The organism is Streptomyces sp. NPDC001927, from assembly GCF_053594455.1.
Genome location: NZ_JBSFEN010000016.1, coordinates 106,959 through 122,018, shown reverse-complemented (window position 1 = coordinate 122,018; position 15,060 = coordinate 106,959). Strand labels below are relative to the sequence as shown.

Below are 15,060 nucleotides of genomic sequence, written 5' to 3'. Positions count from 1 at the left end.
GCCCGGCCGCAGGAGAGGCCACCACACGCATGACCACCGTTCGCCGCGGCGCCGCCGCCTTCGCAGCCGCAGCGGTGCTCTGCACCGGTCTGGCCCCCGCCGCCACCGCCGCGCCGTCGCCCTCCGCGACCCCCGCGCCGCCCGCCGTCCCGGCCGGTCTCTACGGCACGAAGGACCCGACGTACGACGGCGTGTGGCGCCAGTCCCTCGCGTTCATCGCCCAGACGACCAACGGCGTCCAGCCCGCCGACGAGGCCGTGGCCTGGCTGACGAAGCAGCAGTGCGCCAACGGCGCGTACTCCTCCTTCCGCGCGGACCCGGCGAAGCCCTGTGACGCCACCACCATGCTGGACACCAACGCGACCGCCGTCGCCGTCCAGGCGTTCACCGGTGTCAGGGCCAAGAGCACCGACCCGGAGCCGCTCGGCAAGTCCGCCGAGGCCGGGGCGAGCTGGCTGAAGAGCGTGCAGAACAAGGACGGCGGCTGGGGCTACAACCCCGGCAGCCCCAGCGACGCCAATTCCACCTCGATCGTCGTCAGCGCGCTCACCGCGCTCGGCCAGAAGCCCGGCGAGGTGAAGTCGGCCGAGGGCAAGACCCCGTACGACGCCCTGCTCACCCTCTCCCTGCCCTGCTCCACCAAGGACGGCGCGGGCGCCTTCGCGTACCAGCCCGACAAGGACGGCAAGCTGCTCGCGAACGCCGACGCGACCGCCGCCGCCACCCTCGCGGGGCTCGGCAAGGGCATCACGGCGCTCGGTGTCGAGCCCCAGCAGACGCCGGCCTGCACGGCCGAGACGAAGCCCACGATCGACCGGGCCGCGCTCAACGGCGCCTCCTACCTGGCCGCCGCGCTCGCGAAGACCGGCCACCTGAACACCCCGCCGATGCCCGGCGCCACCGACCCGACCGAGCAGCCCGACTACGGCAACACCGCCGACGCCGTCGTCGCGCTCGCCGCCGCCGGTGCGACGAAGGAGGCGACCGGCGCGCTGACCTGGCTCAAGGCGAACTCCGCGCCCTGGGCGAAGGAGAACGGCCCGGCCGCGTACGCGCAGCTGATCCTGGCCGCGAAGGCGATGCACGTCGACCCGACCGCGTTCGGTTCGACCGACCTGATCAAGGAGCTGACCGCCACCGGCCCCGCGCCGAAGGCCACGCCGTCCCCCAAGGCCGAGGCGAGCCAGGAGAGCGACTCCGACTCGTTCAACCTGTGGTGGATCATCGGCATCGGCGCGGTCGTCGGCATCGGGATCGGCTTCCTGCTGAGCGGGCGCAAGAAGTGAGGGCACGGCTGCTCGGAGCGGCGGCCGGTGTCGTCCTGACCCTGGCCGCCACCGCCGCGCCCGCCGAGGCGGCCGGCTATCGCTATTGGTCGTACTGGGAGAGCGACGGCGCGACGACGTGGTCGTACGCGACCCAGGGCCCGGCGACCGCCCGGCCCTCCGACGGCGACGCGATCGGCTTCCGCTTCGCGGTCAGCGAGGACGCCAACGACGCCGCCAAGCCCACGACCGGCCCCGACTTCGCGGGGATCTGCGGCGGTACGGGCGAGAAGGCCGGCACCAAGCGGGTGGCCGTCGTGATCGACTTCGGCACCGCGCAGGACGCCCCGCAGGGCGAGACCCCGCCGCAGCCGCCGGTGAAGACCGGCTGCGCGCAGGTCCGTACCGACGCGACGAGCGCGGAGGCGCTGGCCGCCGTGGCGAAGCCGCTGCGGTACGACAGCGCGGCGCTGCTGTGCGGGATCGCCGGGTACCCGGCGAAGGGCTGCGGCGAGCAGGTGGCGGCGAAGCCGAGCGCCGACCCGACGACGTCGGCCTCTCCCCAGGCTGACGGCGCCGGCGGCGCGGGCGACGGCGGTGGCCCGTCCGTCGGGATCCTGGTGGGTGGAGCCGCCGTACTCGTACTCGGCGGGGCCGCGCTCTGGAAGGCACGCCGCCGCGCATGATCCGTGCCCCCGAGGCGAGCCGTTCCAACGCGCTGCACGCGGGCGCCTGGTGGATCTGGGCGCTCGGTCTGGCCGTCGCCGCGTCCCGTACGACCAACCCGCTGCTCCTCGGCCTGATCGTCGCGGTCGCGGGCTATGTCGTCGCGGCCCGCCGTACGGACGCCCCGTGGGCGCGTTCGTACGGGGCGTTCGTGAAGCTGGGCCTGTTCGTGGTGGCCCTGCGGGTGGTGTTCTCGGTGGTGCTCGGCTCGGCGATCCCGGGGACGGTGGAGCTGTTCACGCTGCCCGAGGTGCCGATGCCGGAGTGGGCGCAGGGCGTGCGGATCGGCGGCCGGGTGACGGCGGAGCAGGTCGTCTTCGCCGTCTACGACGGGGCGAAGCTGGCGACCCTGCTGATCTGCGTGGGCGCGGCGAACGCGCTCGCGAACCCGGCGCGGCTGCTCAAGTCGCTGCCGGGCGCGCTGTACGAGGCGGGGGTCGCGGTCGTCGTGGCGATGACGTTCGCGCCGAACATGGTGGCCGATGTGGTGCGGCTGCGGACCGCCCGGCGGCTGCGGGGGCGGCCGACGGGTGGGGTGCGGGCGGTGCTGCAGATCGGGCTTCCGGTTCTGGAGGGTGCGCTGGAGCGCTCGATCGCGGTGGCGGCGTCGATGGACGCGCGGGGGTACGGGCGTACGGCGCAGGTGCCGCCTGCCGTACGGCGGACGACGAACCTGCTCACGCTGGGCGGGCTGCTCGGGGTGTGCGCGGGTTCGTACGGGCTGCTGGCGGCGGAGGGCGCGGGGTACGGGCTTCCGCTGGTCGTCGCCGGGCTTGTCGCGGCGATGGCGGGGCTTCGGCTCGGCGGCCTGCGTGCGGTACGGACCCGGTACCGGCCGGACCGGTGGGGCGTGCGGGCGTGGCTGGTGGCCGGTTCGGGCGTGGCGGTGGCGGCGCTGATGATCTGGGCGAACGTGTACGCGTACGACGCGCTGCATCCGGGGGTCGTACCGCTGGAGGCGCCGGAGCTGCCGGTGTGGCCGGCGGTGTCGCTGCTGGTGGGGTTGGTGCCGGCGTGGGTGGCCCCGGTGCCTGTCTCCGCATCCGCATCCGCATCCGTATCGAGGGAGTCGTAGTGATCCGGTTCGAGAACGTCTCGGTGCGGTACGGGGACGAGGCCGCGCCCACGCTCCAGGGCATCGACCTGACGATCCCGGAGGGCGAACTCGTCCTGCTCGTCGGCCCGTCGGGCGTCGGCAAGTCGACACTGCTCGGCGCGGTGTCGGGCCTGGTCCCGCACTTCACGGGCGGCACGCTGACGGGCCGGGTCACGGTCGCGGGGCGTGACACCCGTACGCACAAGCCGCGTGAGCTCGCGGACGTGGTCGGGACGGTCGGCCAGGACCCGCTCGCGCACTTCGTGACGGACACGGTCGAGGACGAGCTGGCGTACGGGATGGAGTCCCTGGGCCTTGCGCCCGCCGTGATGCGGCGGCGGGTCGAGGAGACCCTCGACCTCCTGGGCCTCGCGGAGCTGCGCGACCGGCCGATCGCGACGCTCTCGGGCGGGCAGCAGCAGCGGGTGGCGATCGGCTCGGTGCTGACCCCGCACCCGCGGGTCCTCGTCCTCGACGAGCCGACGTCGGCGCTCGATCCGGCGGCGGCGGAGGACGTCCTCGCGGTGCTCCAGCGCCTTGTCCACGACCTCGGCACGACGGTCCTGATGGCGGAGCACCGCCTGGAGCGGGTGGTCCAGTACGCGGACCAGGTCCTGCTGCTGCCGGACGGGGTCATGGGCCCGCCGCCCGAGATCATGGCGATCTCCCCGATCCACCCGCCGGTCGTCTCCCTGGGCCGCCTGGCGGGCTGGCGCCCGCTCCCTCTGACGGTCCGCGACGCCCGCCGAATGGCGTCCGACCTCCGGTCCCGCTTGGAGGGCCGCACACCGGAGGGCGGTGGCCCCGAGGGCGGCGGCCCCGAGGGCGGCGCGCTCAAGGGCGGCCCGCCCGGCGCACCCGAGCCCGGCGCGCCCGAGGGCGGCGGCCCTGCGGGGCCTTTCCCCCACCCCGCCCCTTCCCGTAACCGGGGGCTCCGCCCCCGGCCCCCCGGTCCTCAAACGCCGGACGGGCTGAATACGCCCCCCACACCCGGACCGACGGCCGAGCCGACCGACACTGCAACCACCGCCCAGCGGGACGAAGCCGCCACCCGCCCCAGCCCGGGGACGGGAGCCCGCGCCCCCCAGCAGGGTCCGGAGGCAGACGACTCCGCCCCGCGGCGCGAAGCCGCCCCCCACGGGCCGGGGGTACCGGCCCCGGACACCTCGGCCGAGCGGCGCGAAGCCGCCGCTCAGCCTGGGCCGGGGGCGGCAGCCCCCGCCGACCACCCATCCACCAGCCCCCCGCAGGGTCCCGGCACCTCCACCCCGCGGCGCGAAGCTGCCGCGCGGCCCGGGCCGGGGGCGGCAGCCCCCGGTGATCAACCGTCCCCCAGCCCCCGGCAGGGTTTCGGGAAGGGGCGGGGTGGGGGAATCTCCCTGTTCCGGCGGCGCGGACGGGGCGTCGCCGACACGGCCCCGCCCCCCACCGCCCCCCTCGTCGACGTCCGCGCGCTCGGCGTGCGGCGGGGGCGGGTCGAGGCGTTGCGGCGCGTGGAGTTGCGGGTCGACGCCGGCGAGACCGTCGCGCTCATGGGGCGCAACGGCGCCGGCAAGTCCACCCTGCTCAACGCCCTCGTCGGCATCGTCGAGCCCACCTCCGGCACCGCCCTCGTCTCCGGCCGCGCCCCGCACCGCACCGACCCCCGCGAGCTGATCCGCCACGTGGGGCTCGTACCGCAGGAGCCCCGTGACCTGCTGTACGCGGACACCGTCGGCGCCGAGTGCGCCGCCGCCGACACCGACGCGGGCACCGCCCCCGGGACCTGCCGGGCGCTGGTGTCCGAGCTGCTGCCGGGCGTCGCGGACGACACCCACCCCCGCGACCTCTCCGAAGGCCAGCGCCTCGCCCTCGCGCTCGCCGTCGTCCTCACCGGACGCCCCCCGCTCCTCCTCCTCGACGAGCCGACCCGCGGTCTCGACTACGCCGCCAAGGCCCGCCTCGTCGCCCACCTGCGCGAGCTCGCCGCCGCCGGGCACGCGATCGTGCTCGCCACCCACGACGTCGAACTGGCCGCCGAGCTGGCGCACCGCGTGGTGATCCTGGCCGGCGGCGAGGTCGTCGCGGACGGCCCGACGGCCGAGGTCGTCGTCTCCTCCCCCGCCTTCTCCCCGCAGGTCGCCAAGATCCTCGCCCCGCAGCCCTGGCTCACGGTCGAGCAGGTCAGGGAGGCGCTGTGAGGAGTGCCCCCACCAGAAAAAACCGGCCCATCCGCCTCGGCGTCCGTTCCGTCGCCGCGCTCGCCCTCGTCTCCACCGTCGGGCTGATCGCCGTCGGCTGGCCCCTCTTCGCCGACAGTGACTCCGCCGTCACCACGCACGCCGCCGACGCCCCCTGGTTCTTCGCCGCCCTCCTCCCCCTCCTCATCGCGGTCGTGGTCGCGACGATCGCCGACTCCGGCATGGACGCGAAGGCCGTCGCGATGCTCGGCGTGCTCGCGGCCGTCGGCGCGGCGCTGCGGCCGCTCGGGGCGGGCACGGCCGGCCTGGAGCCGATGTTCTTCCTGATGGTGCTGAGCGGCCGGGTCCTCGGGCCGGGCTTCGGCTTCGTCCTCGGGGCCGTCACGATGTTCGCGTCCGCCCTGCTCACGGGCGGTGTGGGCCCCTGGATGCCGGTCCAGATGCTGGCCATGGGCTGGTTCACCATGGGCGCGGGCCTGCTGCCGGGCGCGGCGGAGCGCGGGATCCGGGGCCGGAGCGAGCTGCTGATGCTGTCGGCGTACGGGTTCGTGGCGGCGTTCGCGTACGGCACCGTCACCAATCTCTACGGCTGGGTCACCGTCGGCGGCCTCGGTACGGGAGTCTCCTTCCAGCCCGGGGACCCGGTGAACGAGAACCTGGTGCGCTTCCTGGCGTACGTCCTCGCCACCTCCCTCGGCTGGGACCTCGGCCGGGCCTCCCTCACCGTGGTCCTCACCCTCACCGTCGGCGGCACGCTCCTGAAGGCGCTCCGACGGGCCACCCGGCGCGCCAACTTCGAGGCCCAGGTCACATTCGAAGGCCCGAAAGAGGCCCTTCGGGGTGAGGCGCCCCACAGGACGTAGGTCACGTACGAGGCGGCATAGGAGAGAGGGCATACCCTCCTAAATCCCCACACACCCGCCGTCGACCTGCGAAAACATCACATCCCCCGCCCCCTGGCCTTCGTCGCGGGTCCGACTCCGCTTCGTACCCGGGGTCGTTGCGTCGCCCGTTCGGCCCTGCTTGTCTGGTGGACGTCGCCAGGCAGCAGCGCTCCAGCGCAGCTCCTCGGTCGGGCGGATTCCCCCCAGTCTCCGGGTTCCCCGGTTCTGGTTCCGTCTTGCCGAAATCGCCCGGCGCACCCCCTTGTCCCCGACGTTAGGTCGCTTCGTGTTCCGCTCGCTCTCCACTCGTGTCTCGTCCCGCAAGAAGACCCTCGCCGTCTCCGCAGCCGTGCTGCTGGGCGCCTCGGGTGCGGTGCTCGGCACGACGTCCACGGCCTCGGCCGCGACGCCGCAGGAGATTGCGAAGAAGATCGTCCCGGCTTCGCAGTACGCGTCGTTCAGCAAGATCGTCAACCACGAGTCTGGCTGGAACCCCTCCGCCACCAACTCCTCCAGCGGCGCCTACGGCCTCGTCCAGGCCCTCCCGGCCTCCAAGATGTCCTCGGCCGGCAAGGACTGGAAGACCAACCCCGCCACCCAGATCAAGTGGGGCCTCAACTACATGAACGAGCGCTACGGCTCCCCCAACGCCGCCTGGGCCTTCTGGCAGGCCAACGGCTGGTACTAAGAGTCACCCCACCGACTCCCAGCCACCGCACGATGTAGCGCCGGCAACACACGCAGCACCCCGCAAGGCCCCGCCCTCCTCACGGAGGGGCGGGGCCTGCCGCGTTTCCAAAGACCTTCCGACTCCCGGGTCCACCTCAGAGCCGCTGAATAATCGTCCCCGTCGCCAGCGCCCCACCCGCGCACATCGTGATCAGCGCGAACTCCTTGTCCGACCGTTCCAGCTCGTGCAGCGCCGTCGTGATCAGCCGCGCCCCCGTCGCCCCCACCGGGTGGCCGAGGGCGATCGCGCCGCCGTTGACGTTGACCTTCACGAGCCCGTCCAGGTCGCCCTCGAACTCCTGCGCCCAGCTCAGCACGACCGAGGCGAACGCCTCGTTGATCTCGACCAGGTCGATGTCCTTGAGCGACATCCCCGCCTTGCCCAGCACGGCGCGGGTCGCGTCGATCGGGCCGTCGAGGTGGAAGTGCGGGTCGGAGCCGACCAGGGCCTGGGCGACGATGCGCGCCCTGGGCTTGAGGCCGAGCGCGCGGGCCGTCCGCCTGGACGCCCACATCAGCGCGCACGCCCCGTCGGAGATCTGCGAGGAGTTCCCGGCGGTGTGGACGGCCGTCGGCATGACCGGCTTGAGCCGGCCGAGCGCCTCCATGCTGGTGTCGCGCAGCCCCTCGTCACGGTCGACGAGCCGCCACATGCCCTGCCCCGCCGCCTGCTCCTCCTCGGTGGTCGGGACCTGGACGGCGAAGGTCTCGCGCTTGAACCGCTCCTCGGACCAGGCGTTCGCGGCCCGTTCCTGGGAGAGCAGCCCGAGGGAGTCGACCCGTTCGCGGCTCAGGCCGCGGCGCCGGGCGATGCGCTCGGCGGCCTCGAACTGGTTGGGCAGGTCGACGTTCCACTCGTCCGGCCACGGCTTTCCGGGCCCGTGCTTGGAACCGGAGCCGAGCGGGACCCGCGACATGGCCTCCACTCCGCAGCTGATGCCGATGTCGATGACGCCCGAGGCGATCATGTTGGCGACCATGTGGCTGGCCTGCTGCGAGGAGCCGCACTGGCAGTCGACGGTGGTGGCGGCGGTCTCGTACGGCAGCCCCATCGTGAGCCAGGCGTTGCGCGCGGGGTTCATGGACTGCTCGCCGGCGTGGGTGACCGTACCGCCGACGATCTGCTCGACGCAGTCGGCCTTGATCCCGGTCCGGCCGAGGAGTTCACGGTAGGTCTCGCCCAGGAGATAGGCGGGATGGAGGTTGGCGAGCGCGCCCCCGCGCTTGCCGATGGGGGTGCGTACTGCTTCGACGATGACGGGTTCCGCGGCCATGAGCTCGTCCTCTCCTCGCCCGGGCGGGGTGTCCCGGCACTCCGCGACGGGGGCGGTACGGGGAACTAGTACGCGTTCTAGTTCTGAGTGAAGTCTTATGACTGCTACCGCCGGTACGCAAGGGTTGTGCACGCACTCGCGCGCGCCCCCACCCCGCACAACGGCTCCGGCAACAGTTCCGGCCGCATCCCTTGCGACTTGTAGAACCCGTTACTACCTTGCGGTCACCATCTGATGGACCGTCAGGAGTGTTGCCGATGCGCTGCCCTCACCTCCCCGAAGGGTTCGACGCCACCGACCCCGATCTGCTCCAGAGCCGCATACCCTTCCCGGAGTTCGCCCAACTGCGGCAGACCGCACCCGTCTGGTGGTGCCCCCAGCCGCGCGGCATCACCGGCTTCGACGACGAGGGGTACTGGGCCGTCACCCGGCACGCGGACGTCAAGTACGTGTCCACGCACCCCGAGTTGTTCTCCTCCACCGAGAACACGGCCGTCATCCGCTTCAACGAGCACATCACCAAGGACCAGATCGAGGTCCAGAAGCTGATCATGCTCAACATGGACCCGCCGGAGCACACCCGGGTCCGCCAGATCGTCCAGCGCGGCTTCACCCCGCGCGCGATCCGGAGCCTGGAGTCGGCCCTGCGCGCCCGCGCCCGCACGATCGTCGAGGAGGCGAAGCGGAACGCCGCCGCCGACGGCTCCTTCGACTTCGTCACCCAGGTCGCCGTCGAGCTGCCGCTCCAGGCGATCGCCGAACTCATCGGCGTACCGCAGGAGGACCGCGCCCGGATCTTCGACTGGTCCAACAAGATGGTCGCGTACGACGACCCCGAGTACGCCATCACGGAGGAGATCGGCGCCGAGGCCGCCATGGAGCTCATCGGCTACTCGATGAACCTGGCCGCCGAGCGCAAGGAGTGCCCGGCCAAGGACATCGTGACCCAGCTCGTCGCCGCCGAGGGCCAGGGCAACCTCTCCTCCGACGAGTTCGGCTTCTTCGTACTCCTCCTCGCCGTGGCCGGAAACGAGACCACGCGCAACGCCATCAGCCACGGCATGCACGCCTTCCTCACCAACCCCGAACAGTGGGAGCTCTACAAGCGGGAGCGGCCGGCGACCGCCGCCGAGGAGATCGTGCGCTGGGCGACCCCGGTGGTCTCCTTCCAGCGGACGGCCACGCAGGACACCGAGATCGGCGGCCAGAAGATCCGGCGGGGCGACCGCGTCGGGCTCTTCTACTCCTCCGCCAACAACGACCCCGAGGTCTTCGAGAACCCCGAGGTCTTCGACATCACGCGCGACCCGAACCCGCATCTCGGCTTCGGCGGCGGAGGCCCGCACTTCTGCCTCGGCAAGTCGCTCGCGATCAACGAGATCGAGCTCATCTTCAACGCGCTCGCGGACGAGCTGCCCGACCTGACGCTCGCGGGCGAACCGCGACGGCTGCGCGCGGCCTGGCTCAACGGCATCAAGGAGTTGCAGGTCCGCGCAGGCGCCTGACGAAAGCCTGACGAAGCCTGACTACAGTCTGCGTACAGCCCGCCGACAGCCCGGGAGGCGGGGGCCTTCCCCCCTACGCCACGGCCCCCGCCGCCCGCCCTGCTGCCCGTTGGCCGTTGGCCGATGCCTTCCGGAACCGGACCCTCCCCCACCACGTCTGACCCGGCATGCGGGGGACACGAAGGACACACAGAATACTGGCCATGATCATCGCGCTGCTCGGGCTCCAGCTCGGCTCGCTGATCGCGCCGGCGTACGCGTGCGGCTGCGGGGCGATGATCCCGGACCGCAACCAACGGATCGGCGTCGACCGGGAGACCTCGGCGGTGCGCTGGGACGGCCGTACGGAACAGATCGTCATGCGCTTCAGCGTGCGCGGAAACGCCGAACGCGCCGCCTGGATCATGCCCGTACCCGCCCGCGCGGACGTGACGCTCGGCGACCCGGAGCTCTTCGACGCACTGGAGGACCTCACCGGGCCCGAGTACCGGACCCGGCACTACTTCTGGCCGCGCAGCCGCGACTGGCCCTTCGACCTCACCACCACGGACGGCGCGGCGGCCGAGCCGCCGTCGGCGGGCGCCCCGGACGTCGGCGTCGTCGGGCGCGAGCGGCTCGGCCCCTTCGACGTGGCCCGGCTGACGGCCACGGACCCGAAGGCGCTGAGCGGCTGGCTGGAGGAGAACGGCTTCGAGCTCTCCGACCGACTGTCCGCCGAACTGACGCCGTACGTCGAGCGGAAGTGGGAGTACGTCGCGGTACGCCTCGCCCCCGAGCCCACGGACACCGCCGACACCGGCACCTCGGGCACCTCGGGCGCCTCGGGCGCCACCGGCGACACCGGCACCTCGGGTACGAACCCCGCCCCCGCCCTCTCCGGCGACCTCACCCCGCTCCGGATCACCTTCGCCAGCACCGAACTCGTCTACCCCATGCGGCTCTCCCGCCTTGCCAAGAACCCGCAGTCCCTCGGCCTGTACGTCCTCGCCGACCACCGCATGGAACCGCGCGACGACATCGGCGGCGCGCGCCCCGAGGTGACGTTCGCGGGCGGGATCGAGGGGACGGAGGACGAGGCGCTCGCCGCGCTCACCGGCGGCCGGCCGGTCTTCCTGACCGCCCTCGACCAGGAGTTCCCCGAGCCGTCCCGGATCGACGGCGACCACGAACTCCGGGCCGTCGCCGACACTCCGTACCGCGAGGTCGTCTACACCGACCGGCTGCTCACGGTCGGAGACGGGATCCCGGTCTGGATCCTGACGGTCTCGGGCGTTCTGCTCGCGGCCGCGGGGACGGTCGGCGCGGTCGTGGCGGTCCGGCGTGCGCGGGCGAGGACTGAGGTACGTTCGGCCGTATGACTCAGGATCAATGGACCACGGTGGACCGTTACTTCACCGATCTGCTCGCCCCGAACGACGAGGCGCTCACCGCCACGCTCGCCGACTCGACGGCCGCCGGACTCCCGGAGATCGCCGTCGCCCCCAACCAGGGCAAGCTCCTCAACCTGCTCGTCGCCATGGTGGGCGCGCGTTCGGTCCTGGAGATCGGCACGCTCGGCGGCTACAGCACGATCTGGATGGCCCGGGCGCTGCCGGCCGACGGGGGCCGGATGGTCTCCCTCGAGTACAACGCGGCCCACGCGGACGTGGCCCGCGCCAACATCGCCCGGGCCGGCCTCGACAAGATCGTCGAGGTCCGGACGGGCGCTGCCCTGGACAGCCTGCCCCAGCTGGAGGCGGAGGGCGCGGGTCCGTTCGACTTCGTCTTCATCGACGCCGACAAGGTGAACAACCCGCACTACGTGGAGTGGGCCCTGCGCCTCTCCCGCCCCGGCACGGTGATCGTCGTCGACAACGTCGGGCGCGGCGGCGCGGTCGCCGACGCGGACTCGACGGAACCGGCGATCACCGGCACCCGCGCGATGTTCGAACTGATCTCCCGCGAACCCCGCCTGGACGCGACCGCGTTCCAGACGGTCGGCGTGAAGGGCTACGACGGCCTCCTGGTGGCCCGCGTCGTGGCGTAGGGGTGAACCCTCCGTTTCCCTCCGCGCGTGAGGGCGATGCCGGGCGCCGGCATCGCCCTCACGCCGCTTTGACCGGCGGATGTAGGAGACTGCACTCATGAGCATCGTCAAGATCAATGTCCTGACCGTCCCGGCCGAGCAGCGTGAGGTGCTCGAGCAGCGGTTCGCCGCCCGTGCGGGCGCCGTGGAGGGCTCCGACGGCTTCGAGTGGTTCGAGCTGCTGCGGCCCGTGGAGGGGACCGACCAGTACCTGGTGTACACCCGCTGGCGCAGCGAGGAGGACTTCCAGAACTGGATGAACGGTTCGATGAAGGCCGCGCACGGCGGCGGTGGCGGTGGCGCCGAGGGTTCCGGTGGGGAGCGGCCCAAGCCGGCGGCCTCGGGGTCGACGCTCTGGTCGTTCGAGGTCGTCCAGCAGGCCTCCCCCAAGTGACCGGCTGGTCGTTCTCGCCCGAGGACGTCCACACCCCCGAAGCGACGGCCCTGCGCCGCGACTACTACGACGACGTGGCGAGCCGCTACTGGCAGCGGCCGGCCACCGAGGCGGAGGTCGACGAGGGCCTGGCGGGCGACGGGGTCGAGCTGCTGACCCCGCCGACGGGCCAGTTCCTGGTCGGCCGGTACGAGGGAAAGCCGGCCGCGTGCGGTGGCGTGCTACTCCTCGACGCCGAACGCGCCGAGCTGACCCGGGTGTTCCTGCGCCACGCTTTCCGCGGCACGGGCGGCGCCGGGGCCCTGCTGGGCCGGCTCGAGGACGCGGCCCGTGACCTGGGCGCGCGGCGGATGGTCCTCAACACCCGCCTCGACCTCGTCGAGGCGCGCGCCCTGTACACGCGCCACGGGTACGGAGAGATCCCGGCGTACTGCGAGGGCCCGTACATGGACGTCTGGTACGGCAAGAAGCTGTAGACGCGCGCCCCGAAGGGGCTTACGCGTGGTGGTCGCGGGGCGGTTCCGGTGAGTGCGGCCGCTCCGCGTCCGAGCCGCTCAGCTCGGCCGTCAGCTCCTCCACCAACTGCACCAGGTCCGTGGGCCGGTCCGGCCCCCACCAGTCGCCGAGCAGTTCGGCGAGCGACTCCTCGCGCGCCTTCGCCAGCTTGATCGCCGTCGCGAGCCCCTCCTCGGTGAGGATCAGCTGCAGCCCCTCCCGGCGCGCCAGATGACGCTCCTCGACCTGCCGGGACGCCTCCGTGATGGCCCGCAGCGGTACGGGCGTGGTCTCGGCGAGCCGGGCGGGTTCCACGGTCCCGTGGCGGCGGATCCGCAACACCAGCCAGCTCGCGGCAGGGAGCAGATCGAGCCCCGCCTTCGCGGTGATCTTCTCGTAGATCGCCTTGCGGCCTTCGCGCGAGCCGAGCACGGACAGGGCCCGTGCGCACTCTTCGTACGAGGAGCGCTCCACGGGGTTGGAGGCCAGGGTCTGGCTGGTGTCGGGCGCGGTGACGGAGCCGCGCAGCTTGTCCTCCTTGAGGAACCAGGCGACGACGAAGGCGACGAGGACGACCGGCGCCGCGTAGAGGAAGACGTCGGTGATGGACGTCGAGTACGCGTGCACGACGGACTGCTGGAGGTCGGGCGGGAGGGCGTCGATGGCGCGCGGGTCGGCGGCGATCTGCTCGGGTCCGGTCCCCGGCGGGAGCGTCTGGCCGGCGAGGGCGTCGTCGAGTTTGGTGCGGAGCCGGTTGGTGAAGATCGTGCCGAAGACGGCGACGCCGAAGGAGGCTCCGATGGACCGGAAGAAGGTCGCGCCGGAGGTGGCGACGCCCAGGTCCTGGTACGAGACGGCGTTCTGCACGACGAGGACGAGGACCTGCATGACGAGGCCGAGTCCGGCGCCGAAGACGAAGAAGTAGAAGCTCATCTCCCAGGTGGAGCTGGTCTCCGTCAACTCGTTGAGCAGCAGGAGGCCGAGGGCCGTGATGCCGGTGCCGGCGATCGGGAAGACCTTCCAGCGGCCGGTGCGCGAGACGATCTGGCCGGACGCGGTGGAGGTGATGAGCAGGCCGAGGACCATCGGCAGCATGTGCACGCCGGACATGGTCGGGGTGACGCCCTGGACGACCTGGAGGAAGGTCGGCAGATAGGTCATCGCGCCGAACATCGCGAAGCCCACGATGAAGCTGATGACCGAGACGAGGCTGAACGTCCGGATCCGGAAGAGCTTCAGCGGCAGCACGGGCTCGGCCGCGCGCCCCTCCACGTACACGAACCACACCAGGAGTACGGCTCCGAGGACGGCGAGCCCGATGATCTGCGGGGAGCCCCAGGCCCAGGTGGTGCCGCCGAGGGAGGCCACGAGGACCAGGCAGGTGGCGACCGAGGCGATGAGGAACGTACCGAGGTAGTCGATGCGGTGCTTCGTGCCGTGCACCGGGATGTGCAGGACGGCGGCGATCACGAAGAGCGCGACGACGCCGATGGGCAGGTTGATGTAGAAGACCCAGCGCCAGGAGAGGTGCTCGGTGAACAGCCCGCCGAGCAGCGGTCCGAGGACGCTGGTGGCGCCGAAGACGGCGCCGAAGAGCCCCTGGTACTTTCCGCGTTCCCGGGGCGAGACGAGGTCGCCGACGATCGCCATGGACAGCACCATGAGCCCGCCGCCGCCGAGGCCCTGGACGGCGCGGAAGGCGATGAGCTGCGGCATGTTCTGCGCGATGCCGCAGAGGGCCGAGCCGACGAGGAAGATGACGATGGCGGCCTGGAAGAGCTTCTTGCGGCCGTACTGGTCGCCCAGCTTGCCCCAGAGCGGGGTCGCGGCGGTCGACGCGAGCATGTAGGCCGTGACCACCCAGGAGAGGTGCTCCATGCCGCCGAGCTCGCTGACGATCGTCGGGAGGGCGGTGGAGACGATGGTCTGGTCGAGCGCGGCGAGCAGCATGCCGAGCAGCAGGGCCCCGATCGCCACCATCACCGAGCGGTGGCTCCCGCCCTCCCCTGGTACCGGGCCGCCACCGCCGAGGTTCGCCGTGCGTTCGTCCTGGGCCATGGACACTCCTCGCTTCCGTTCCCTGCCACTGCCTCCACTGCCTCCGCTGCCTCCATCCTGAGCGGAATGTCCGATTACGGCCTGCGGAGGGGCACGGCTGTTCGCCTCGCCCACGTGGGCGGGCTGCATAATCGCTGCCAGTTGAACTGGGGAACTGGGGAGGGGACCCGCGATGACCGGACACATATGTCCTGAATGCGGTGGACAGAGACCGGGCTGCGCCTGCTACCAGGCGGAGGTCGCGGCGGCGGAGGACTTCGATCCGCTACGGATCCGTCCGTACGTGACGCTGGAGGAGCCGGGGGCGGGTGGGGCTCCTGGGGTGCCTGGGGCGCCTGAGGCTCTTGGGGCGCCTGGGGCGCCTCAGGCCTGGCCTGGCGAACCGCCGG

General features: G+C 72.3%; 13 protein-coding genes. 11 read left to right on the top strand and 2 right to left on the bottom strand.

The features are described from left to right. Window positions 1-29: 29 nt before the first annotated feature. The 6 genes from ACWCO8_RS35245 to ACWCO8_RS35220 all read left to right on the top strand — a co-directional run bounded on the left by ACWCO8_RS35245 (window position 30) and on the right by ACWCO8_RS35220 (window position 6,839). Complete coding sequence (locus ACWCO8_RS35245) at window positions 30-1,286, top strand: prenyltransferase/squalene oxidase repeat-containing protein (protein ID WP_451035617.1); 1,257 nt, start codon at window positions 30-32, stop codon at window positions 1,284-1,286. Continuing rightward, window positions 1,283-1,951 (top strand): SCO2322 family protein, encoded by a 669-nt coding sequence (locus ACWCO8_RS35240; RefSeq protein ID WP_451035616.1) that lies wholly within the window; start codon window positions 1,283-1,285, stop codon window positions 1,949-1,951. Before ACWCO8_RS35245 ends, ACWCO8_RS35240 begins: the two co-directional genes overlap by 4 nt. Beyond that, complete coding sequence (locus tag ACWCO8_RS35235) at window positions 1,948-3,066, top strand: energy-coupling factor transporter transmembrane component T (RefSeq protein WP_451035615.1); 1,119 nt, start codon at window positions 1,948-1,950, stop codon at window positions 3,064-3,066. Before ACWCO8_RS35240 ends, ACWCO8_RS35235 begins: the two co-directional genes overlap by 4 nt. Then, window positions 3,066-5,267, top strand: a complete 2,202-nt coding sequence (locus ACWCO8_RS35230; RefSeq protein ID WP_451035614.1) for an ATP-binding cassette domain-containing protein — start codon at window positions 3,066-3,068, stop codon at window positions 5,265-5,267. The genes ACWCO8_RS35235 and ACWCO8_RS35230 overlap by 1 nt, the downstream gene beginning before the upstream one ends. Then, complete coding sequence (locus ACWCO8_RS35225) at window positions 5,231-6,130, top strand: ECF transporter S component (protein WP_451035644.1); 900 nt, start codon at window positions 5,231-5,233, stop codon at window positions 6,128-6,130. The genes ACWCO8_RS35230 and ACWCO8_RS35225 overlap by 37 nt, the downstream gene beginning before the upstream one ends. Before the next feature lie 307 nt (window positions 6,131-6,437). After that, the gene (locus ACWCO8_RS35220) at window positions 6,438-6,839 is read left to right on the top strand and encodes an aggregation-promoting factor C-terminal-like domain-containing protein (protein ID WP_451035613.1); all 402 of its coding nucleotides are present in this window, start codon (window positions 6,438-6,440) and stop codon (window positions 6,837-6,839) included. Between the two features lie 136 nt (window positions 6,840-6,975). Here the strand turns inward: ACWCO8_RS35220 and ACWCO8_RS35215 are convergent, their stop codons facing one another. After that, window positions 6,976-8,154 carry a steroid 3-ketoacyl-CoA thiolase gene (locus ACWCO8_RS35215; protein ID WP_451035612.1) on the bottom strand — a complete coding sequence of 393 codons (1,179 nt, stop codon included), beginning with the start codon at window positions 8,152-8,154 and terminating at the stop codon, window positions 6,976-6,978. Window positions 8,155-8,411: 257 nt separating this feature from the next. Between ACWCO8_RS35215 and ACWCO8_RS35210 the strand changes: the two genes are divergently transcribed. The 5 genes from ACWCO8_RS35210 to ACWCO8_RS35190 all read left to right on the top strand — a co-directional run bounded on the left by ACWCO8_RS35210 (window position 8,412) and on the right by ACWCO8_RS35190 (window position 12,594). Continuing rightward, entirely contained in the window at window positions 8,412-9,659 is a 1,248-nt protein-coding gene (locus tag ACWCO8_RS35210) for a cytochrome P450 (protein ID WP_451035611.1), read from the top strand. A 203-nt stretch (window positions 9,660-9,862) separates the two neighbouring features. Next, entirely contained in the window at window positions 9,863-11,017 is a 1,155-nt protein-coding gene (locus ACWCO8_RS35205; RefSeq protein ID WP_451035610.1) for a DUF2330 domain-containing protein, read from the top strand. Next, entirely contained in the window at window positions 11,014-11,685 is a 672-nt protein-coding gene (locus ACWCO8_RS35200) for an O-methyltransferase (RefSeq protein WP_451035609.1), read from the top strand. Before ACWCO8_RS35205 ends, ACWCO8_RS35200 begins: the two co-directional genes overlap by 4 nt. Window positions 11,686-11,782: 97 nt before the next feature. Next, on the top strand, window positions 11,783-12,118 hold the full coding sequence (locus tag ACWCO8_RS35195) for an antibiotic biosynthesis monooxygenase family protein (RefSeq protein ID WP_451035608.1): 336 nt from the start codon (window positions 11,783-11,785) through the stop codon (window positions 12,116-12,118). Continuing rightward, window positions 12,115-12,594, top strand: a complete 480-nt coding sequence (locus tag ACWCO8_RS35190) for a GNAT family N-acetyltransferase (protein ID WP_451035607.1) — start codon at window positions 12,115-12,117, stop codon at window positions 12,592-12,594. The genes ACWCO8_RS35195 and ACWCO8_RS35190 overlap by 4 nt, the downstream gene beginning before the upstream one ends. Window positions 12,595-12,613: 19 nt before the next feature. Here the strand turns inward: ACWCO8_RS35190 and ACWCO8_RS35185 are convergent, their stop codons facing one another. Continuing rightward, window positions 12,614-14,671, bottom strand: coding sequence for a DHA2 family efflux MFS transporter permease subunit (locus ACWCO8_RS35185; protein WP_451035606.1), 2,058 nt, complete (start codon window positions 14,669-14,671; stop codon window positions 12,614-12,616). Window positions 14,672-15,060 lie beyond the last annotated feature (389 nt).

Bases quoted from the DNA above. Each gene is read 5' to 3' on its own strand.
- ACWCO8_RS35235 (WP_451035615.1), top strand. From the start codon at position 1,948: ATGATCCGTGCCCCCGAGGCGAGCCGTTCCAACGCGCTGCACGCGGGC.
- ACWCO8_RS35245 (WP_451035617.1), top strand. From the start codon at position 30: ATGACCACCGTTCGCCGCGGCGCCGCCGCCTTCGCAGCCGCAGCGGTG.
- ACWCO8_RS35205 (WP_451035610.1), top strand. From the start codon at position 9,863: ATGATCATCGCGCTGCTCGGGCTCCAGCTCGGCTCGCTGATCGCGCCG.
- ACWCO8_RS35215 (WP_451035612.1), bottom strand. From the start codon at position 8,154: ATGGCCGCGGAACCCGTCATCGTCGAAGCAGTACGCACCCCCATCGGC.
- ACWCO8_RS35200 (WP_451035609.1), top strand. From the start codon at position 11,014: ATGACTCAGGATCAATGGACCACGGTGGACCGTTACTTCACCGATCTG.
- ACWCO8_RS35195 (WP_451035608.1), top strand. From the start codon at position 11,783: ATGAGCATCGTCAAGATCAATGTCCTGACCGTCCCGGCCGAGCAGCGT.
- ACWCO8_RS35210 (WP_451035611.1), top strand. From the start codon at position 8,412: ATGCGCTGCCCTCACCTCCCCGAAGGGTTCGACGCCACCGACCCCGAT.
- ACWCO8_RS35185 (WP_451035606.1), bottom strand. From the start codon at position 14,671: ATGGCCCAGGACGAACGCACGGCGAACCTCGGCGGTGGCGGCCCGGTA.